Here is a 20,199-nt window from a genome sequence, read left to right on the forward strand (position 1 = left end):
ACTGGCAAGCCGCGGCCAGATCAACCCCACGCATTCCTGATTACATTTTTTTCGATGTCGGAACCAACGTCAGCTTCGCGGCTGACGCCGCTCCTACATGCTGCTTCTGTTGGTCAACTTGTGCATCAACATGCCTGCCACCATCGCCGGCACAAACCACAATGCCTCAGATGAAAGTACCCCCAAGCCAACCAAGGCCGGCCCCGGGCAATAGCCTGCCAAGCCCCAGCCGATACCGAACAAAGCCGCACCGATCAGCAATGGCCGATCAATGCTGCGCAGATCCGATATCTGGAAGCGCTCGGCAAACACCGGTGCCGGCCGCCGCAGCACAAAGCGAAACAGCAGCATCGTCGTCCCAACCGCACCGCCGAGCACAAACAACAGCGCCGGATTGAAGTCACCAAACACATCCAGAAAGCCCAGGATGCGCTGCGGATCGGTCATGCCGGACACCGCCAGCCCAAGCCCGAACAGTGCGCCAGAAACCAGTGCAGCCAAGCTGATGCGTGGCGTACTCATACCAGGTGCCTGACGACGTAAGTGGTCGCTATCGCGGTAGCCATGAAGGTCAGCACCGCGGCGAACGAGCGCATCGACAAGCGCCCCAAACCACAGACCCCATGACCACTGGTACAACCATTGCCCATGCGCGTGCCAAAGCCGACCAGCAGGCCGGCGATCACCAGCAGCACCGGCGGAAATCCCTGTCGCGGCGCATAAGCGCCCGGTACCAGCCACAGGTACGCCGCGCCGGCACCAATCAAACCGACAAGGAACGCCACGCGCCAAGCCAGCTCACCGCTGCGTGGCATCAACACGCCGCCGAGTATGCCGCTTATGCCGGCGATACGCCCGGTCAACCACAGCAGCAAGGTGGCGGCGACGCCGATCAATACGCCGCCGGCCAAGGCCAGCATCCAGCTGTTCATTGCGTCTTTCCGATCTGATCCAAGGGCAGCCGCAGATAGCGCACGCCATTGGCATCGGGCTCCGGCAGACGGCCACCACGTATGTTGACCTGCAAGGCGGGCAGGATCAGCTTCGGCACCGGCAACGTCGCATCACGCTGCTGGCGCATCTGCACGAAGGCTGCCTCATCCGTGCCGCCCTTCAGATGCACGTTGTTCTGTCGTTGTTCGTCGATCGTGGTCTGTGCCTGCGCCTCGCGCCGGTTGCCCGGATAGTCGTGGCACAGGCAGATGCGCGTATCGGCGGGCAGCGACAGAATCCGCTGGATCGATGCGTACAGGCGATGCGCATCGCCACCGGGGAAATCACAGCGCGCGGTGCCGGTATCGCTCGCAAACATGGTGTCACCGACGAACGCAGCGTCGCCAATCACGTAGGTAAGGCTGTCATCGGTGTGCCCCGGCGTTGCGATCACCCGCGCACTCAAGGCACCTACGTTGAAGGTATCGCCATCATCGAACAATCGGTCGAACTGGCTACCGTCGGCAATGAACTCATCAGCCAGCCCAAACACTGCCTTGAAGTGCTGCTGCACCTGCACGATGCCGCGACCGATCGCCACCGGCGCCTGCAGTTCATCGGCCAGATAACCCGCAGCACTGAGATGATCGGCGTGCGCATGGGTTTCCAGTATCCACGCCACCGTCAGCAGCTTGGCGCGCACGAACTCCAGCAGTGCATCGGCCGATACCGTGCTGATGCGCGCGCCCGCTGGTTCGTAATCCAGCACCGGATCGATGATCACGGCCATGCCGCCGATCTGGTCATAGGCCACGTAACTGAAGGTGCCGGTTTCCTTGTCGTAGAACGGTTCGACCAAGGTGGATGAAGGCTGCGGCTGGCTCATGGGGGTGCCTCGCTTTTAATTTAGCTTTTTCTAAATTAGGCTAGTACCCTCCAAAGCACAAGCCCGAACCTCAACGCTCATGATGCGCGCTTCAGACATGGATATGGAGCAGATGCAGGCGCACGCCGAGCAGGCCGCGCAACTGCTGAAGTCGCTGGCCCATCCTGCCCGCCTGCGTGTGCTGTGCCGCCTGGTGGAAGGCGAAGCCTCGGTAGGTGAATTGCAGGCGCAGGTTGGCCTGTCGATGTCTGCGCTGTCCCAGCACCTGGCGGTGATGCGCGAAGCGGCGCTGGTCACTACCCGCCGCGAAGCGCAGACCATTTACTACGCGTTGACGGACAGCCCGGCACTGGGCGTGATGCAGGCATTGCATGCGGCGTATTGCGCTGGCGCGGGGATTGCAGAGCCCGGATTGGCGACCGGCGAGCGCGCAAGTCGTTAAGACCTGTAGCCCGGGTGCGCTGCGCTTACCCGGGCTACAACCGCAACCGGCCACGCTTGTTCTATTCCCGATTCCCCATTCCCGGTCGCAACGCATCCGCCGCCAACAACCGATCCAGGATCGACTTCAGCGCCAACGGTCGCACCGGTTTGTGCAGCAGCGTCAGCCCCTGCTCCAACACTTCGCGCCGCGTTGCCAGACTGTCGTCGGCGCTGAGGATCAAGGTCGGTCGTGCACCAAACCGTTCGCCCAGCCGCAGTTGCAGCGCGGTGCCGGTATCGCCGTCATCCAGGTTGTAGTCGAACAGCCACAAGCTCGCTGCTGCAGCCTGCAATGCCGCTACCGCCTGCGCTTCGCCGGATGCCTCGGCAACGGTGTAGCCCCACCCACGCAGCAAGCCCGCCAATCCTTGTAGCGCTGCGGGATCGTTGTCGACCACCAGCACCGGTACACCACCCGAAGTCGCTGCGTTGCGTGGACCAGGCGTGCTCGCCACCTGCGGTGACGCGGCACGCTGCAACGACACCGAAAACACTGTGCCCTGTCCCTTCTCACTACGCAGGCGCAGAGGCGCATGCAGCAGGCCGGCAATGCGATCAGCAATCGCCAGACCAAGACCAAGTCCTTGCCCGCTGCTGTCCTCGCCGCGCCGGAACTCCTCGAATATGCGCTGCTGCTCTTGCTTGGCAATACCCGGACCAGTGTCATGCACTTCAACGCGCACACGGCCGTCTTCGCGACGTACGCCGAGCAGGATGCCGCCTTGGCCGGTGTAACGCACCGCATTGGCCAGGAAGTTCTGCAGCACACGCCGCAGCAGCTGCGGATCGCTATGCACCCATGCGCGGGTAGGCACGTAGTGGAAGGCCAGCCCACGCTCGGTAGCCAACGCGCGGAACTCGGAGACCAAGGGATCAAGCACTTCCGCCAGCGGCAGATCACGCGGCTGCGGCACCAGTCCTCCGGCTTCCAAGCGCGACATGTCGAACAAGCCGGTCAACAGATCCGTGGTGGAATCCAGGGCGCCACGGATCTGCACCACCGCCTGTTGCTGCTGGCTGGATTCAACCTGCTGTGCCAGCGTGTCGGTGAACAGATGCGCGGCATGCAACGGCTGCAACAGGTCATGCCCGACCGCGGCAAGGAAGCGGCTCTTCGCATCATTGGCGCGCTCGGCCTCACGCTTGGCCGACTCCAGCAAGGCGGTACGCTCACCAACGCGCTGTTCCAGCGTCTCATTGCTGCGCTTGAGCTCACGCTCGCTGCGACGGAACTCGGTGACATCGGTGAAGGTCGCGACGAAGCCACCGCCGGGCATTGGGTTGCCACGGATCTCGACGATGCTGCCATCCGGGAAAACGCGCTCGGTCAGATGCGGCGTGCCCGCGCGCATGAACGCCAGCCGCCGGTCCACCGCACGCTCATCACCACCGCGCACCGGCATTGCCTGCAGCGCCCAGCGGGTCAGGTCCATGATCGGCCGCCCCACCTGCAGCAACTCCTCGGGGAAGCCGAACATGCGCGCATAGGGGCGGTTCCAGGCCACCAGCCGCTGCTCGCGATCGATCACGCTGATGCCCTGGCTCATGTTCTGCAAGGCAGCCTGCAGCACCTGCTGGCTGAAACGCAGGTCCTGCGAGGCCTCGCTGACGATGGCCGCCACCGTCGCCAGTTCGTTGCCCTCGCGACGTGCGGCATCCAGCAGCAAGCGCGCAGACGCCGCGCCAAGTACTGCGGACAACTCGCGTTCAACGCTGGCTTCGATCGCAGGCGGTACAGCGCCATTGCGCGGTGCATCCGCCAAGAGCTGTTGGACACGCTCGTCCGGCAGGAACCTACGGCCGGCATTGCGCAGAGTGTCCGCATCCAGATTACGGCTGATGCGGTCCGGCGTGTCGCGCCGCCAGGCCATCGACAGCAAGGTCACTGCGGTGCCTACAAACAGGCTGGCGCCGACCGCGCGCCCCAACGGCGTCCACCCGGTCAAACCAAACAGGCCCTGCGGCGACAACCATTGCCAACCAAACGGCCCGTGCAGCAACCATGCCGGCGTGCGCCCGCCGCTTTCCAGCAGGGAGGGCAGCAACAGCACCCACGCCCAGGTTGCGAAGCCGGCCAACACACCAGCAATTGCAGCGCGCGCCGGCGTCTGCGGGCGCCAGATCGCGAATGCCAGCACCGGCAGCAGGGTCGCCATCGCCGAGAACGAAACCCCGCCGATATCGGCCAGCACATTGCCGCCACCGATCAGCCGGCTATAGCCCCAGGCAGCCAGCATGATCACGCAGATGCCAGCGCGCCGCAGCCACACCAGTTCGCGCCGGTGATCACCACCACCGGCACGCGCCCAGGCGCTGCGCACCAGGCCCGGGGCGAACCAATGGTTGCCGATCATCAGGCTCAAGGTCAGCGTGCTCACCACCACCATGCCGGTGGCCGCACTCAAGCCGCCGAGGAAAGCAAACAGCGCCACACCTTCATGGCCAGCGGCGAACGGCAAAGCCAACGTATACATATCGGTAGGCACGCTGTTGCCGAGCAGCACCGTACCTGCGCGCGCCAACGGCAGGATCGGCAAGGCGATCAACAGCAGGTACAAGGGGAACAACCAGCGCGCGGTGCGCACATCGGCCGGGTCGCGGCATTCGACCACGCCAACATGGAACTGATGCGGTAGCAGGAACATCGCCAGGCCACCGAGTATCACCAGCGGAATGAAGCCGCCGTCCTGCGCGCTGACCGGCACCGGTGGTGCACTGGGAATGCCCTTGAGCCCGAACCACACGAACACGCCCAGCGCGAGCATCGCGCCGAGCTTGAACACGGACTCGGCCGCCATCGCCAGCACCAGTCCGCGATTGTGCTCGGAGGCATCAGCACGACGCGCACCAAACAGCATGGCGAACAAGGCCATCGCCAGCGCCACGTACAAGGCGCTGTCCTGCCAGATGGAGCCGCCCTGCCCAGCTTCCACCGCGCGCGAGGTGATCATGCCGAAGCTCATTGCCACGGCCTTGAGCTGCAGGGCGATATAGGGAATCAAGCCCAGCACGGTCACCAGCGTCACCGTCGCCGCCAGCCAGGCATCGCGGCCCAGCCGCGCAGCGATCAGGTCGGCCAGCGAGGTGGCATTGGTTTCGCGCGCCAGCCGCACCAGACGCATCATCACACCGATCGCCAGCGCATAGAACAGGATGGCGCCGACGAAGGTCGGCGGCAGCGGCCAGCCGTGGCGAGCTGCCTGGGTAACCGTGCCGTAGAAGGTCCACGAGGTGCAGTGCACCGCCAGCGACAAGGTGTAGATGTGCCGCCAATGGCGCGCAAATGCGGTGGGCCGTCGTTCGCCGTACAGCGCCACGCCGAACATCAGGGCCAGCCAGGCCAGGCCCGCCAAGGCCACTGTTACCAGACTCAACATGGAAAGCGTTTCCCGGAAGCTGCTTGGCAGGATACGGAGTTAGGAGCGGAGGATGAAGCAAGACATGCTCAAAGCCGTTGCTCAAAGCCCCTCTCCCACCGGCAGAGGGGTTGGGGTGAGGGTGCGGTTCGCTGGCAATTTGCTTCTTTCTTTGCATCAAAAGCCAGAGCTTGAAAGCCAACGGCAAAAGCTGCCCTCACCCCAACCCCTCTCCCGCAGGCGGGAGAGAGGCTTCAATCAACAGCAACAGCCAAAGCCAATGCCAATGCCAATGCAACAGCACCGGCACCTGCACCTGCACCTGCACCTGCACCAGCAACAGCTGCAGCTTCAAACTGAGCACCAGCAACAAACGCAAAAGCCCTCCCCCGCCATGCGGGAAAGGGCTGCCTTGCATTCCAATCAGTCAGCCGTCACCGGCTACATCATCAGAAGTTGTAACGCACCGACACGTACCAGTTGCGTGGCAGACCGTAGTACGCGGTCTGGATGTTGCCCACGCTGGCGAACTCCTGACCTTCGGTCTTGTACTGCTTGTCGGTCAGGTTGCGCACGCCTGCACGGATCTGCCAGGTCAGCTGCGACGAATCCCATACGCCATACGCGCCCACCAGGGTGTAAGCGTCCTGGCTCAACACCTTACGGTTGTCGACCGACAACCAGGTGTCGCCGCGATAGGAGACGTCACCGCCGAAAGTCAGGCTGCCGCTGTCACCCAGCGAGAACACGTGCTGCAGGGCAACGCGTGCGGTCCAATCCGGCGAGAACGGCACATGATCGTGGTTCACGGTCGGATCGTAGCCGGCGTAGGAAGGATCAAGACGGAAGTCCTCGAAGCTGTCGTACTTGGCATCCATCCAGCCCAACTGCGCGCTCAGCGTGGTCGCCTCACCCAGCAGTGCGCTGCCTTCCAGCTCGATGCCCTTGATGTTGAGCTTGGCCGCATTCAACACCGGGAAAGTACCAACGTCCTGCGACACGCGCGCCTGGAAGTCGCTGTAATTGCTGTAGAACGCCGTCGCGGTACCACGCAGGCGGTGATCGGCGCTGCTGCCCTTCAGGCCCAGTTCGTAGGTCCACACATATTCCGGGTCGAACTTGGCGTGCTGGGTGTCATACACCGTGTTGGCGCGGCCGTTGAAGCCACCAGACTTGAAGCCACGGTTGGCCGACACATAGCCCATCAGGTTTTCGCTGAATTCCTTCTGCAGGCTGATCGACGGTGTCACCGCCGTCCACGACGCCTTGGCATCGAACGCGACGGTGCCGTTCAAGCTGGCGAACGGGGCACCCCAGAAGGTGCTGGTGGAACGATCGTAATCCTTCTTGTCCTTGGTCCAGCGCACGCCAGCAGCCACAGTCCAGCTCGGCACGAACTCCCAGTTCACGTGCGCGAATGCAGCGGTAGAGGTGGTGGTCAGGTCATCACCGATGGTGCGCAGGAACGGCACCTTGGCGCCCAGGAACGAGAACAGATCGTCGGCGTAAGCCTCCTGGTACGACGGTACGTTCTCCTTCATGTAGTACGCGCCAAAGGTCGCGTGCACAGTGGAGCCGTTGTCGTAATGCAGCTGGAATTCCTGGCTCTTCTGGTTCTGGTCCAGCGCCACCAGCACATCGCCCAACTCGTACTCGGAAGCATCAATGTCGATGTACGACTTGGTCTTGAGCTTGCGGTAGGAAGTGATGCTCTTCAAGGTGAACTGCTCGTTGATATCCCAGTCCATCGCCAGCGAGGCGCCGGAATGCTTCAGGTACTGGCCTTCGCCATTCTGGAACGAGGTCTGTGCGCGACGGTTCCATTCACCGGTTTCACCCGGCTGCAGCACGATCACGCCGGCTGGCGCCAAACTGGTCTGGCGCAGATCCGCCATCGGGCGGCCCAGGGTCAGCGCGGCATCCTGCTTGGTGGTATCCAGCGACAGCACCGCGCTGAAGTTGTCGGTCGGCTTATAGGCCAACTTGGCGCGGAACGCTTCGGTATCGTCGTCGTTGTAGCGCTTGCCGGTGACCGCATCCTTGACATAACCGTCATTGGTGATCTTGGCACCCGCGATGCTGCCGGCCAACGTATCGCTCAGCTTGCCGGAAACATAGAAACGACCTTCCAGGCGGCCGTAATCGCCGGCGGTGACTTCAACCGCGCCGCCTTCGTTGTCGAAGGGGTTCTTGGTGGTCAGCTTGATCGCGCCACCGGTGGAGTTCTTGCCGTACAGCGTGCCCTGGGGGCCGCGCAGCACTTCCAGCTGCTGGATGTCGAACAGCGAGAACAGCGCGCCATTGATGCGCGAGTAGTAGACGTCGTCCACGTACATGCCCACGCCCGGGTCGAAGGTCTGCAGCGCGTCGGGCTGGCCGATGCCGCGGATGAAGACGTTGACGCTGTTGGCCGAACCGCGGCCCTGGGCGATGTTCATGTTGGGCACGGCGCCCTGCAGACCTTCCACGGTCGAGGCCTGCAGATCCTTGATCTGCTCCTCGCCGAAGGCACTGACCGCCACCGGCACGTCCTGGATGGACTCGCTGCGACGACGCGCGGTCACGGTCACTTCGTCCAGCTGCGTGGCCTTGGTGCCGGCCGGCACTGCCTGCTGCTCCTGTGCCTGCACGAATGCGGCCGGTGCCAACAGAATGCCACCGATGGCGATACTCAGATACTTGCGCTTCATTGGTCTCCCTCCTCCCGGGTATGACGTTGCGACACACGAATGTCGCCATGGAGCGCACGTTAATGGAGCGTTAGCCGGCCGCGTATAGTCCCTTCGTACAGTGGGCCGGGCCCCGCTTCGTCCTGATACTCGCCGGCAATGTATTGGCCGGGGAGCTGTGAATGTCGTTTCTGATCGTATTGGCGGCCCTGTGCTTCCTGATGTTCGTCGCCTACCGCGGCTACAGCGTGATCCTGTTCGCGCCGGTGGCGGCGCTGGGCGCAGTGCTGCTGACCGATCCCACGCTGGTGCAGCCGATGTTCACCGGCTTGTTCATGGACAAGATGGTCGGCTTCCTCAAGCTGTACTTCCCGGTGTTCGTGCTGGGCGCGGTGTTCGGCAAGCTGATCGAGGTCTCGGGTTTCTCCAAGTCCATCGTCAGCGCCACCATCAAGCTGGTTGGTGCCAAGCGCGCAATGCTGTCGATCGTGCTGGTCTGTGCGCTGCTCACCTACGGCGGCGTGTCGCTGTTCGTGGTGGTGTTCGCGGTCTACCCGTTTGCCGCCGAGCTGTTCCGCCAGAGCAACATCCCCAAGCGGCTGATCCCCGGCACCATCGCGCTGGGTGCTTTCACCTTCACCATGGACGCGCTGCCGGGCACGCCGCAGATCCAGAACATCATTCCGTCTGCGTTCTTCGGCACCAACAGCTGGGCCGCGCCGTGGCTGGGCGTGATCGGCACCGTGGTGATCCTGATCCTGGGCATGAGCTACCTGGAATGGCGCCGCCGTGTCGCCGTGCGCAATGGCGAAGGCTATGCCGGCGCCAACGAGGAGCTGCGCAACGAGCCCGAGCCCTTCCAAGGCCAGAATCTTGCGCACCCACTGATCGCAATCACTCCGCTGATCCTCGTTGGCGTAGCCAACTTTCTGTTGACCCGCTGGATTCCCGGCTTCTACGGCGAAACCCAGTCCTTCATTCCCGCCGTGATCGGCAACCCGGCACCGGTGGTGCAGGAAGTCTCCAAGCTGGGCGCGATCTGGGCCGTGCAGGGCGCGCTGCTGCTGGGCATCCTCAGCGTCATCGCTTTTGCCTGGAAGCCGGTGGTGGCCTCATTTGCCGAGGGCACCAAGTCGGCGATCGGCGGCGCGATGCTGGCGTCGATGAATACCGCCTCCGAATATGGTTTCGGTGCGGTGATTGCCGCCCTGCCCGGCTTCCTCGTGGTCGCCAATGCGCTGGGCTCGATTCCCAACCCGCTGGTCAATGAAGCGGTTTCGGTTACCGCCATGGCCGGCATCACCGGCTCGGCATCGGGCGGCATGAGCATCGCGCTGGCGGCAATGGCCGACAGCTTCATCGCCAATGCGCAGGCTGCCGGCATTCCGATGGAAGTGCTGCACCGCGTGGCGGCGATGGCCTCCGGCGGCATGGACACCTTGCCGCATAACGGCGCGGTGATCACCGTGTTGGCCGTCACCGGCCTGACCCACCGCCAGTCCTACAAGGACATCTTCGCCATCACCATCATCAAGACCTTGGCGGTGTTCGCGATCATCGGCGTGTACTACGCCACCGGCTTGGTGTAAGCAGCGGCTTGCCCTGGCCCAAAACCCGGGCATTCAACCGCGATAAGGTTTCGTAGCCGAATCAACCAGGCCACACAGACCGCGCACGGACCAGCTTTTGTAGGTGGGGGGGCAGCCGCGAAGCTGGTGGTGTTCGGGCGATTGGCAGCTGGGCGATCTGATTTTGTATCAGCTTCGCGGCTGACGCCGCTCCTACAAGCAACCGCAGCCGCGGCAACAGCCGGGCAGCGGAGCCGAAAAGCTCGAACTCCAGCTACTACGGATACGGAATATCCGATCCAGATTTCGGCTCAACGCCCGAAAACCAGCAAGGCCCGGGTTTCCCCGGGCCTTGCCGTTTCCAAAGAGCACAGACAGAAAAATCGCCCGGCTGCACGTCACTGTGCAACACCGGACGACCTCACATCCTTGTTGGCATCCTGCCAGCCCCCAGCATCCTGCCCTTTTCGGGTTCCTGGTGATCCGTCATCCTGACGGTTCACTATTCGATTCCTTCCGCTCAGCGCCTCTCAACCGGCTGTGCAGCTACCGTCCCGGTAGCACTCTTGGCAGGGGCAGCTCCGGCCCTTGCTTCGATCAGGTCACGATTCCGTTCGACCGTCTTCAATCCGATTCCTTTCACCAGTGCCAGTTCCTCGACACTCTTGAAGGGCCCGTTGGCCTGTCTGTGTTCGATGATCGCCTGCGCCTTGGAAGGGCCGACGTTCACCAACACCTGATTCAGCTCCGCCGCGGAGGCGGTATTGATATCAACCTTGTCCGTGGCTTGCGCCGTAAGGGTCAATACCAATGCGAGAATCAGAGACTGCAGCGTTACGGTAAAAAGCTTCATCGCTGTACTCCTTGTGACTTGATGACTGATTGGCTGGCTCTCCCGCCGGCCGAATCAGTGTCCCGCGCCACATGTAGCCAGAATATCCGGGGCGGGTTAAGCAAACAGCCAGCCAACAACCCGAGGCCATGTAGGAAAAGTCCTACATGGTTTCATTAGTGAAACTGCTGCAGGCCCGCCAAACCAAGGGAGCGGCGTAGAATGGTTGCACCTGACATTGCTACCGGAGATCCAGATGGACAGCGCCAAGATCGGCCAATTTCTCAGCGACAAGTGGGACAGCGACATCGTCCCGCAACTGGTCGATTACATCCGTATCCCCAATAAATCGCCGATGTTCGACGCCAATTGGGTCGCCAACGGTTACATGGAACAGGCCGTGACCCTGATGGAGAACTGGGCCAAGGCGCAGACCATCCCCGGCCTGCAGGTCGAGGTGGTTCGCCTGGAAGGCCGCACCCCGCTGCTGTTCCTGGAAATCCCGGCCACCGGCCCGGAAACCGGCGACGACACCGTCCTGCTTTACGGCCACCTGGACAAGCAGCCGGAAATGACCGGCTGGGACGAGGACCTCGGCCCGTGGATTCCGGTGCTGCGCGGCGACAAGCTGTACGGCCGCGGCGGCGCCGATGACGGCTACGCCATCTTCGGCTCGCTGGCCGCGGTGCTCGCGCTGCAGGAACAAGGCCTGCCGCACGCCCGCTGCGTGATCCTCATCGAAGCCTGCGAAGAGTCCGGCTCCTACGATCTGCCGGCCTACGTCGACCATCTGGCCGATCGTATCGGCCAGCCGTCGCTGGTGGTGTGCCTGGATTCGGGCTGCGCCAACTACGACCAGCTGTGGTGCACCACCTCGCTGCGCGGCCTGACCGGCGGCAACTTCACCGTCAAGGTGCTCAACGAAGGCGTGCACTCCGGCGATGCCTCCGGCGTGGTGCCGTCCAGCTTCCGCCTGCTGCGCCAGCTGCTGTCGCGCATCGAGGACGAGAACACCGGCCGCATCCTGCTCGATGGTCTGCACGTGGAAGTGCCTGCCGAGCGTCTGGAGCAGGCCAAGCGTGCTGCCGACGTGGTCGATACCGCCATCTTCGACAAGTTCCCGCTGGTAGACGGCCTCAAGCCGATGAGCGACGAACTGACCGAGCTGGTGCTCAACCGCACCTGGCGCCCTGCCCTGTCGGTCACCGGCATTGGCGGCATGCCGCCGTTGGAATCGGCCGGCAACGTGCTGCGTCCGGAAACCTCGGTGAAGCTGTCGCTGCGCCTACCGCCGACCGCCAATGGCAAGGCCTGCGGCGAGCTGCTGAAGGAAGCCCTGCTGCGCGATCCGCCGAACGGCGCCCATGTCAGCCTGGACCTGGAAAAGGCTTCCACCGGCTGGAACGCACCGGCAATGGCGCCGTGGCTGGAGCAGTCCATCGACGCCGCCAGCCAGGCCTTCTTCGGCAAGCCGGCGATGTACATGGGCGAAGGCGGCTCGATTCCGTTCATGGGCATGCTGGGCGAGAAGTTCCCGGGTGCGCAGTTCATGATCACCGGCGTGCTCGGCCCGCATTCCAATGCACATGGCCCGAACGAGTTCCTGCACATCCCGATGGGCAAGCGCGTCACCTCCTGCGTGTCCAAGGTGCTGTTCGACCACCACGCCGCCAGCCTGCGTGGCGAGACCAGCGGTTCGCCGGTGGCCGCCGACAGCGGCACCCGTCACGGCGGCCACGGTTGCTGCTGATCGGTCCGGCGCGGTTGGTCGGATGTTGATGGTTTGATGACGAACGCAGCCTGGCCTTGCTAGGCTGCGTTTTTCTTTGGCACGGACAAGAACATGAGCGGACTGTTTGGCAGCGACAGCTGGCTGTACATCATCCTGATCGGCTTCTTCGTAGGCCTGCTGGGGCGCTTCTTCATGCCCGGCAACAACCGCATGGGCTGCCTGCTGACCATCGTGCTCGGCGTCGCTGGTGCGGTATTCGCCGGCTGGTTCGGCCGTGAGATGGGCTGGTATTCGGCTGGCCAACCGGCCGGCTTCGTCGGCGCCATCCTCGGTGCGATCGTGCTGCTGGCGCTGCTGCGCCTGATCAGCGGCGGCAAGAAGCGCTGATTCCTTCTCCAACGGCGCCTGCGGGCGCCGCTACTTTGTAGTGTCCATGAACGATCCCGCTTCCGATCCACGGCGCACCGAACAACGCCTGCAGTGGGCCGCCACCGCACTTGGCGACCCCGCAACCACACTGCAACGCGCATCGGTCGATGCCGGCTTCCGCAGTTATTGGCGCAGCAACAGCGCGCGCGGCAGCCACATCGTGATGGACTCCCCGCCCGGGCTGGAAGATGTGCGGCCGTGGCTGCGCATGCACGATCTGCTGGAGCCGCGTGGTGTGCGCGTGCCGCAGGTGCTGGCGCGCGATCTCGACAACGGTTTCCTGCTGCTGGAAGACCTCGGCGGGCCTACCTTGGCACGCCTCATCACCGACGACACCGCCGATGCATGGTTCGAAGCCAGCTTCGCGCAGCTGATCCGCCTGCAGCAGATTCCGGTGCCCGAAGGCATGGGCGCGTTCGGCGAGGCACTGCTGCAACGCGATGCCGGCCTGTTTGAAGAATGGTTCGTGCAGCGCCACCTCGGCCTGACCCTGGATTGCGGTGAGAGCGAGCAGTTGCAACTGGTGCAGCGGCGTTTGATGGACAACGCCTTGAACCAGCCGCAGGTACTGACCCACCGCGACTTCATGCCGCGCAACCTGATGCCGGTCGAAGGCGGCCCGGCGGTGCTGGATTTCCAGGACTTGGTCAGCGGCCCTATTGCCTACGATCCGGCCAGTCTGTTCAAGGATGCCTTCCTGAGCTGGCCGCTGGAAAAGGTGGACGCGTGGCTGGCCCGCTACCACGCCCGCGCTTCCGCCGCAGGCCTGCCGATCCGGCCGTGGCCGCAGTTCCTGCGCGATGCCGACTGGATGGGTGTACAGCGCCATCTGAAAATCCTCGGCATCTTCGTGCGCCTGCGTGATCGCGACGGCAAGGGCCATTACTTCGAGGACGCACCGCGCTTCATCCGCTATCTGGATGAGGTGCTGCCGCGCTATCCGGAACTGGCGCCGCTGCAGGAGTTGTTCGAACGTCGCTTCAAGCCAGCGATGGCTGCCAAGGCTTCGGCATGAAGGCCTTGATCTTCGCCGCCGGGCTCGGCGAACGCATGCGTCCGCTCACCGATCACACGCCCAAGCCGTTGCTGGCGGTCGCAGGGGTGCCATTGATCGAATGGCATCTGCAGCGTTTGGCTGCGTTGGGCATCAGCGATGTAGTGATCAACACCAGTTGGTTGGCGACGCAATTCCCGGAAAAGCTGGGCGATGGCAGTCGCTGGAACCTGCGCCTGCATTATCTGTACGAAGGCCCGGTGCCGCTGGAGACCGGCGGTGGTATGCACAACGCGCTGCCGCTGCTCGGTGATGCGCCGTTCCTGGCGGTGAATGGGGATATCTGGAGCGATTTTGATTTCGCTGCCTTGCCGCAGGAACCGAAGGGCAGCGCGCATCTGGTCATGGTCGACAATCCAGTGCAGCACCCGCGTGGCGATTTCATTCTGGAAGCCGATGGCCGGTTGCACGACAACGGCGAACAAGCGCGGCTGACCTTTGCCGGTATCGGCATCTACAGACCTCAGTTGCTGCAGAACTGGCAAGCGGTGATTGGCAATGCCGATGGCAGCGCGGAAACACCACCGCGCTTCAAGCTTGCCCCCTTGCTGCGCGCGGCAATGGCCAGCAACAGCATCAGTGGCCAGCATCACCAAGGCCGCTGGACCGACGTAGGCACCCCCGAGCGCCTGCAGCAGCTGGACAAGCAGCTTGTGGGAGCGGCGTGAGCCGCGAAGCAACTGAAGCTTCAGATACAAGAATGCCTGCAATTGCAGGCATTTTTGTTTGCGGATGCTGTACCGGCTTCGCGGTTTACACCGCTCCCACAAAACCAGAATCCCTGAACTCAACGCCCCGGCTATCAACCCGGCCCGTTCTCCAGCACCCGCTTCAGGAACGGCACGGTGATCCGCTTCTTTGCCGCAAGCGATTCCCGGTCCAGCCGCTCCAGCAGGCTCACCAGGCCACTCAGGTCGCGGCCGGTGCGGGTCAGCAACCAGTCCAGCGTCGCTTCGTCCATCACCAATCCGCGCCGCACCGAACGCTCACGCAGCACCGCGCCACGGCCTTCGGCATCCAGCGGCTCCAGGGTGATGCGGCTGCACTGCGACAGGCGCGAGCGCAGGTCGGGCAACACCAGCCCAAGGCCATCGGGCGGCAGACGCGAGGTATAGATCACGGTCACATCGGCAGCGCGCGCGCGGTTGTGGAACTCGAACAGCGTCACCTCCTGTTCGCGTCGACCAGCAACATATTCCAGCCCGTCCAGCGCCAGCACGTCGTGCCCTTCCAGCGCTTCCAATGCGTCCTGCAGGCGCGTACCGGCCGCCTGCAGTGGCAGGTAGGCGGGGCGGCGCCCGGCCTGCAGTGCAGCGGCACAGGTAGCCAAGGCCAGATGCGTCTTGCCGGTAGCACCGGCGCCAACCAGATAGATCCAATCCTGGCTGTCACCATTGGCGACGGCGCGCAACTGCGCCAGCGCGCCGTCGGGCGCACCGATGAAGGTCTCAAAGCGCTGGTCTGGCGGGTAACGCAAGGCCAGCGGTAACTGCGGCACACTCACTTAGGTTCTACATCCTTCGACACGATGCTCAGGTCCGCCGGCACATCAAGGCTGCGCGGATCCAACACAATCGTCGGCCCGTGGCCGGCATACAACTCACTTTGGCGATAACGCTGGTGCGCATAGCGCAACAACACGTTGATCACCGCCGCCGCTGGCAGGGCCAGCAGCATTCCCAGGAAGCCAAACAACTGGCCACCTGCCATCACCGCAAATATCACCGCAACCGGATGCAGGCCAATTTTGTCACCGACGATGCGCGGCGTCAGCACATAGCTTTCCAGCAGCTGGCCGACAGTGAAGACCACCCCCACCAACACCAGCAACTGCAGGTCGAAGCCCTGCGACTGCACCAGCGCCGCCAGCACCGCCAACACCACGCCAGTAGTTGCGCCCAGGTAAGGAATGAAGCTGATCAAACCAGCGACCAGGCCGATCAGCAGTCCCAGATTCAGTCCAACCAGGCTGAGGCCCGCCGCGTAGACGATGCCAAGCGCGATCATCACCACGATCTGGCCGCGGATGAAGGCACCCAGCACGTCGTTGGACTCACGCGCCAGACGCGACACCACCTCGATATGGTTGCGCGGGATCATCGATGCAACCCGCTCGACCAGCTTGTCCCAGTCGCGCAGGAAGTAATAGGCCAGGATCGGCAGCAAGGCCAGGTTGATCACCCAGGCCACCATCGCAAAGCCCGAGCGCGACACGTAGCCGAAGAACGTGGTGGCGACGCCACCGGCCTGCTGCCAATGGCTGCGCACCCACTCGAACAACCGCCCCGGATCCAGCCAGGCCATGATTTCCAACCCGGTTTTCTGCTCCAGCCACGGGATAGCCGTGCTCATCAGCCAGTCCTGTCCCTGCGGCAAGGCGGCGATCAAGGTGATGATCTGGCGCTGGATCAAGGGCACCAGGATCAGCAGCGCCAAGGCCAGCAACAGGATCATCAACACGAACACCAGCACCACCGCGGTGTTGCGTGAACGGCCGCGGGCCTCCAGCCGATCCACCAGCGGATCGCCCAGCCAGGCCAGCATCAAGGCGACCACGAACGGGGTCAGCACCGGTGCCAACAGCCATGTCACCCACAATCCAAAAGCGGTCAACACCACCCACTTGACGCGGCGCAGGAACAGCGCGATTTCCATTTCCGCTGTATCAGTACTCATCGAATGCGGTACTCCGCGCGGCGACTAGTGTTCTGTTCGGTACCGGCGTCGGCATCATCGTCAGCTACCGCCCCCACCGGCTGCAGCGCAGCGTCGCTGCCCAGCATGCGGTTGAAGCCCGGCAGGCCGCTCATCAGCTCGACATCCAGCTCCAGGCGGTCGCCCGAGGCCTGGATCGGCACGATCGACTTGACCACCGCAACTCGCTGCAAGGTGGCAGCCAGGCGCAGATAGTCGTCCGCACTGCGGATGCCGCTGACCACGATCCGGTAAACACCTGCCGCGCCGCCCACCGGCGCCTTGGCATAACGACGTACCAATGCATCGGCGGCGCCATCGGCACCACCGACCATCGCCCGTCGCGCATCGCCATCGGTCGTCGTCCACTTGGACAGCTCACGGCCGTTGTCGACGAACACCCAATCAGCAACCCAACCACCGCCCTTGCCGCGGTACAGCTTGCCCACCAGCTGCATCGGCGGCGAATAGCGTGCCGAGGCCCGCGCCACCGCGGCGGTATCCTGGCGCCAGATCGCGCCAACCAGGGCCTGCTCAGCCGCGCCACCTGCGGGCAGACCGAGCTTGAAGCCGCGCTCGACCGCGCGGTCCAGCAGCGGCCGCGCCGCATTGGACTGCGGCACACCGACCAGGCGCGGGCCGCTGCCATCATCAATGGCCAGCCAGACCACCGGCTTGGGGCGCGGCTGCGGCCACACCGGCAAACCCAGCGCGGCGACCAGCCCGTCGACGTCATCCTCACGGAAACGCGCCACCAGCATGGTGCGGAAGCTCGGCGCGCCACTGGCGCTCACGCTCTGGTCCTGACGGTAGTCGTAGCCCTCGACCATGTCTTTTGCGCTGCGCAGTGCCTGCGCCACGCCCGGCCGCGCCAGCACGCTGCGGTCGCCGGACAGCTTGGCCAGCACCGCGCCCAGCGCACGCGCCAGCCCGCCGTTGCGATCGGCCTCGCTTTGGCTGTTGACCGGCACCTCGGCCTCATAGGCACTGCGGGCGCCGGCTACGTCCCCTTCGGTACGCATGCCGGACGACTGTGCCTGCACCAACGAAATTGGCAGGCAGAGCGCCAGAAACAGGATTGTGACCAGGCTGCGGCGCATTGAAATTTCCATTGCTCGACGATTCCGGAGGGAATTGTTGCCCGAATGGGGCCTTCACGCCAACGTGGCCTGTTAAAATCGACCGTTCACCCCGCCAGTGCAGCCGCCAGTGACCAGCCCCTCGACCTCTGCCAACTCCCCCCTGACCTACCGTGACGCCGGTGTCGACATCGACGCGGGCAACGAACTGGTCGAGCGCATCAAGCCGCTGGTAAAGCGCAGCTTCCGCCCGGAGGTGATGGGCGGACTGGGTGGCTTTGGCGCCCTGTTCGACCTCTCCAACAAGTACCGCGAGCCGGTCCTGGTATCCGGCACCGACGGCGTCGGCACCAAGCTGAAGCTGGCACAACAGCTCGGCCGCCACGACACCATCGGCATCGATCTGGTCGCCATGTGCGTCAACGACGTACTGGTACAGGGCGCTGAGCCCTTGTTCTTCCTGGATTATTTCGCCACCGGCAAGCTCGACATCGACACTGCCGCGGCCGTGGTCGGCGGCATTGCCAATGGCTGCACCGAGGCCGGTTGCGCACTGATCGGCGGCGAAACCGCCGAAATGCCCGACATGTACGCCCCGGGCGAGTACGACCTGGCCGGCTTCACCGTCGCCGGCGTGGAGAAGAGCGAGCTCAAGGACGGCTCGGCCGTTGCCCTCGGCGACGTGCTGATCGGCATTGCCTCCTCCGGCCCGCACTCCAACGGCTATTCGCTGGTCCGCCGCATCTATGAGCGCGCCGGCAGCCCGGCCGAGCTGGTGCTGGAAGACGGCGTGAAGCTGGTCGATGCGCTGATGGCACCGACCCGCCTGTACGTCAAGCCGATCCTGTCGCTGCTCAAGACCCATGGCGCCGCCGTGCACGGCATGGCCCACGTCACCGGCGGCGGCCTGACCGAGAACATCATCCGCGTGGTGCCGGAAGGCCTGGGCCTGAACATCGACGCTAGCAGCTGGACCCTGCCGCCGGTGTTCCAGTGGCTGCAGCGCGAAGGCAATGTCGCCAACAGCGAGATGTGGCGCACCTTCAACTGCGGCATCGGCTTCGTGCTGCTGGTGCCGGCCGACCAGGTCGCCGCCATCAATGCCACGCTGGACACCTTGGAGCTGGCGCATTGGCAGATTGGTGAAGTGGTGGCTGAAAACCGCGCCGAACGCGTCCACATCGGCTGAGCCAACGCCTACATGACAGCCGCCAAGAAGGCCGCCTTCATCGGCGTGCTTGTTGTATTCGCGCTTACCTGGATCAAACCGCTATGGCCTGTCGAACAGGCCCTGCACAGCTCGCTGACCGTGCTCGGCCTGCTCGCGCTGTGGTGGGTGGACCGCCGCTGGCCCTTGGGCAGCGGCGCGTTCGCGGCCATCTGCGGCTTCATCCTCCTGCACTGCATCGGCGCCCGTTGGCTGTATTCCAACATCCCGTATGACCAATGGGCGCAGGCATTGTTCGGCTGGTCGCCGAATGCCGCGTTCGGCTGGGAGCGCAATCATTTCGATCGGCTGATCCACCTGCTGTACGGCATCTGCTTCACCCCGGCGCTGACCCAGTTGGCCCGCCGCAGCTGGCCGGCGCTACGCGTTGGCCAAGCCTTCACCTTGGCAGTGATGACCATCATGTGTACCAGCCTGGCCTACGAATGGTTGGAATGGGGCATCGCGCTTGCACTGTCACCGGAAGCTGCCGAGGCCTACAACGGCCAGCAGGGCGACATCTGGGATGCGCATGCCGACATGCTGCTGGCCACGCTGGGCAGTCTTGTGCTGTGGCCGCTGCTGCGGAAATCCCACGCATGAGTGCCTCGCCACGCCTTGCCGTGCTTGCCTCCGGGCGTGGCAGCAACCTGCAGTGCCTGCTCGATGCGATTGCCGCAGGCCAGCTGGATGCACAGATTGTCGGCGTGTTCTCCGACAAGCCAGAGGCTGTCGCACTGGCAAAAGTGCCGCCCGCGCAGCGCTGGGCGCGCTCCCCCAGAGAATTCGCCGACCGCGAGGCCTTCGACAGTGCAATGGCTGATGCGCTGGCTGCAAGCCAGCCGGACTGGATCATCTGTGCCGGCTACATGCGCATCCTTGGCGCCAGCTTCGTGCAGCGCTTCAGCGGCCGCCTGATCAACATCCACCCCTCCCTGCTGCCACTGCACAAGGGCCTGCACACCCACGCCCAGGCCATTGCCGGCGGCCACGCCGAGCACGGCGCCAGCGTGCACTTCGTGGTGCCCGAGCTGGATGCTGGCGCAGTGATCGCGCAGGCACGGGTACCCGTACTGGCCGACGACAGCGCCGAAACCCTGGCCAAACGCGTGCTGGCGGTGGAACACCCGCTGCTGCTGGCCAGCGTTCAGCTATTGGTCGCCGGCCGCGTGGCTGAACAGGACGGCGTGGTTCAATGCGACGGTCAGTCCCTGTTTAGTCCATTGCGCCTAGATTCCGCCGGAACCCTCCGCCGCTGATCCGCACATGCTGCTGAT

The 20,199-nt window shown here is 64.0% G+C and carries 19 protein-coding genes; 9 read left to right on the forward strand and 10 right to left on the reverse strand.

What is annotated here, in order from left to right; translation table 11 throughout:
• Positions 1-93 precede the first annotated feature (93 nt).
• The 3 genes from ACVOLV_RS05610 to ACVOLV_RS05620 are packed head-to-tail and all read right to left on the reverse strand — an operon-like array spanning position 94 to position 1,819.
• Positions 94-522 (reverse strand): DUF6691 family protein, encoded by a 429-nt coding sequence (locus ACVOLV_RS05610; protein ID WP_481553537.1) that lies wholly within the window; start codon positions 520-522, stop codon positions 94-96.
• The gene (locus ACVOLV_RS05615; protein ID WP_481553538.1) at positions 519-932 is read right to left on the reverse strand and encodes a YeeE/YedE family protein; all 414 of its coding nucleotides are present in this window, start codon (positions 930-932) and stop codon (positions 519-521) included. Before ACVOLV_RS05615 ends, ACVOLV_RS05610 begins: the two co-directional genes overlap by 4 nt.
• The gene (locus ACVOLV_RS05620; RefSeq protein ID WP_481553539.1) at positions 929-1,819 is read right to left on the reverse strand and encodes an MBL fold metallo-hydrolase; all 891 of its coding nucleotides are present in this window, start codon (positions 1,817-1,819) and stop codon (positions 929-931) included. Before ACVOLV_RS05620 ends, ACVOLV_RS05615 begins: the two co-directional genes overlap by 4 nt.
• 82 nt (positions 1,820-1,901) lie before the next feature.
• Between ACVOLV_RS05620 and ACVOLV_RS05625 the strand changes: the two genes are divergently transcribed.
• Complete coding sequence (locus tag ACVOLV_RS05625; protein WP_481553586.1) at positions 1,902-2,261, forward strand: ArsR/SmtB family transcription factor; 360 nt, start codon at positions 1,902-1,904, stop codon at positions 2,259-2,261.
• Positions 2,262-2,322: 61 nt separating this feature from the next.
• On the opposite strand, the gene ACVOLV_RS05630 is transcribed toward ACVOLV_RS05625, so the two are convergent.
• From ACVOLV_RS05630 to ACVOLV_RS05640, 3 genes are all read right to left on the reverse strand, one after another.
• Entirely contained in the window at positions 2,323-5,679 is a 3,357-nt protein-coding gene (locus tag ACVOLV_RS05630) for a hybrid sensor histidine kinase/response regulator (protein WP_481553540.1), read from the reverse strand.
• Positions 5,680-5,875: 196 nt separating this feature from the next.
• Positions 5,876-6,037 (reverse strand): hypothetical protein, encoded by a 162-nt coding sequence (locus tag ACVOLV_RS05635; RefSeq protein WP_481553541.1) that lies wholly within the window; start codon positions 6,035-6,037, stop codon positions 5,876-5,878.
• Between the two features lie 70 nt (positions 6,038-6,107).
• Positions 6,108-8,348: a TonB-dependent receptor gene (locus ACVOLV_RS05640; protein ID WP_481553542.1), complete on the reverse strand. Its 2,241-nt coding sequence runs from the start codon at positions 8,346-8,348 to the stop codon at positions 6,108-6,110.
• 161 nt (positions 8,349-8,509) lie between these two features.
• Here ACVOLV_RS05640 and ACVOLV_RS05645 point away from each other — a divergent pair, with 161 nt between their 5' ends.
• Positions 8,510-9,916 carry a GntP family permease gene (locus ACVOLV_RS05645; protein ID WP_481553543.1) on the forward strand — a complete coding sequence of 469 codons (1,407 nt, stop codon included), beginning with the start codon at positions 8,510-8,512 and terminating at the stop codon, positions 9,914-9,916.
• A 499-nt stretch (positions 9,917-10,415) separates the two neighbouring features.
• Here ACVOLV_RS05645 and ACVOLV_RS05650 read toward each other — a convergent pair whose 3' ends face one another.
• Positions 10,416-10,748, reverse strand: coding sequence for a ComEA family DNA-binding protein (locus ACVOLV_RS05650; protein WP_481553544.1), 333 nt, complete (start codon positions 10,746-10,748; stop codon positions 10,416-10,418).
• A 235-nt stretch (positions 10,749-10,983) separates the two neighbouring features.
• On the opposite strand from ACVOLV_RS05650, the gene ACVOLV_RS05655 reads away from it, so the two are divergent.
• The 4 genes from ACVOLV_RS05655 (at position 10,984) to murU (ending at position 14,610) form a co-directional block, all read left to right on the forward strand.
• On the forward strand, positions 10,984-12,477 hold the full coding sequence (locus ACVOLV_RS05655; RefSeq protein ID WP_481553545.1) for a M20 family metallopeptidase: 1,494 nt from the start codon (positions 10,984-10,986) through the stop codon (positions 12,475-12,477).
• A gap of 93 nt (positions 12,478-12,570) precedes the next feature.
• Positions 12,571-12,846, forward strand: coding sequence for a GlsB/YeaQ/YmgE family stress response membrane protein (locus ACVOLV_RS05660; protein ID WP_481553546.1), 276 nt, complete (start codon positions 12,571-12,573; stop codon positions 12,844-12,846).
• A gap of 46 nt (positions 12,847-12,892) precedes the next feature.
• Positions 12,893-13,903 carry an aminoglycoside phosphotransferase family protein gene (locus tag ACVOLV_RS05665; RefSeq protein WP_481553547.1) on the forward strand — a complete coding sequence of 337 codons (1,011 nt, stop codon included), beginning with the start codon at positions 12,893-12,895 and terminating at the stop codon, positions 13,901-13,903.
• Entirely contained in the window at positions 13,900-14,610 is a 711-nt protein-coding gene (gene murU, locus ACVOLV_RS05670; RefSeq protein ID WP_481553548.1) for an N-acetylmuramate alpha-1-phosphate uridylyltransferase MurU, read from the forward strand. The genes ACVOLV_RS05665 and murU overlap by 4 nt, the downstream gene beginning before the upstream one ends.
• A gap of 134 nt (positions 14,611-14,744) precedes the next feature.
• On the opposite strand, the gene hda is transcribed toward murU, so the two are convergent.
• From hda to ACVOLV_RS05685, 3 genes are read right to left on the reverse strand one after another with little or no spacing between them, the layout of a single operon-like run.
• Positions 14,745-15,446: a DnaA regulatory inactivator Hda gene (gene hda, locus ACVOLV_RS05675; protein WP_481553549.1), complete on the reverse strand. Its 702-nt coding sequence runs from the start codon at positions 15,444-15,446 to the stop codon at positions 14,745-14,747.
• Positions 15,443-16,618 carry an AI-2E family transporter gene (locus ACVOLV_RS05680; protein WP_481553550.1) on the reverse strand — a complete coding sequence of 392 codons (1,176 nt, stop codon included), beginning with the start codon at positions 16,616-16,618 and terminating at the stop codon, positions 15,443-15,445. The genes hda and ACVOLV_RS05680 overlap by 4 nt, the downstream gene beginning before the upstream one ends.
• The gene (locus ACVOLV_RS05685; RefSeq protein ID WP_481553551.1) at positions 16,615-17,736 is read right to left on the reverse strand and encodes a DUF2066 domain-containing protein; all 1,122 of its coding nucleotides are present in this window, start codon (positions 17,734-17,736) and stop codon (positions 16,615-16,617) included. The genes ACVOLV_RS05680 and ACVOLV_RS05685 overlap by 4 nt, the downstream gene beginning before the upstream one ends.
• A 142-nt stretch (positions 17,737-17,878) precedes the next feature.
• Between ACVOLV_RS05685 and purM the strand changes: the two genes are divergently transcribed.
• Genes purM through purN form a run of 3 tightly spaced genes read left to right on the forward strand, consistent with a single transcriptional unit; the run spans position 17,879 to position 20,181 of the window.
• Positions 17,879-18,904 (forward strand): phosphoribosylformylglycinamidine cyclo-ligase, encoded by a 1,026-nt coding sequence (purM, locus tag ACVOLV_RS05690; RefSeq protein WP_481553587.1) that lies wholly within the window; start codon positions 17,879-17,881, stop codon positions 18,902-18,904.
• 12 nt (positions 18,905-18,916) lie between these two features.
• On the forward strand, positions 18,917-19,525 hold the full coding sequence (locus ACVOLV_RS05695; protein ID WP_481553552.1) for a DUF2238 domain-containing protein: 609 nt from the start codon (positions 18,917-18,919) through the stop codon (positions 19,523-19,525).
• Positions 19,522-20,181, forward strand: coding sequence for a phosphoribosylglycinamide formyltransferase (gene purN / locus ACVOLV_RS05700; RefSeq protein WP_481553553.1), 660 nt, complete (start codon positions 19,522-19,524; stop codon positions 20,179-20,181). Before ACVOLV_RS05695 ends, purN begins: the two co-directional genes overlap by 4 nt.
• The last annotated feature ends 18 nt before the right edge of the window (positions 20,182-20,199 follow it).

The sequence above is a fragment of the Stenotrophomonas sp. STEN023 genome (genome assembly GCF_056760135.1).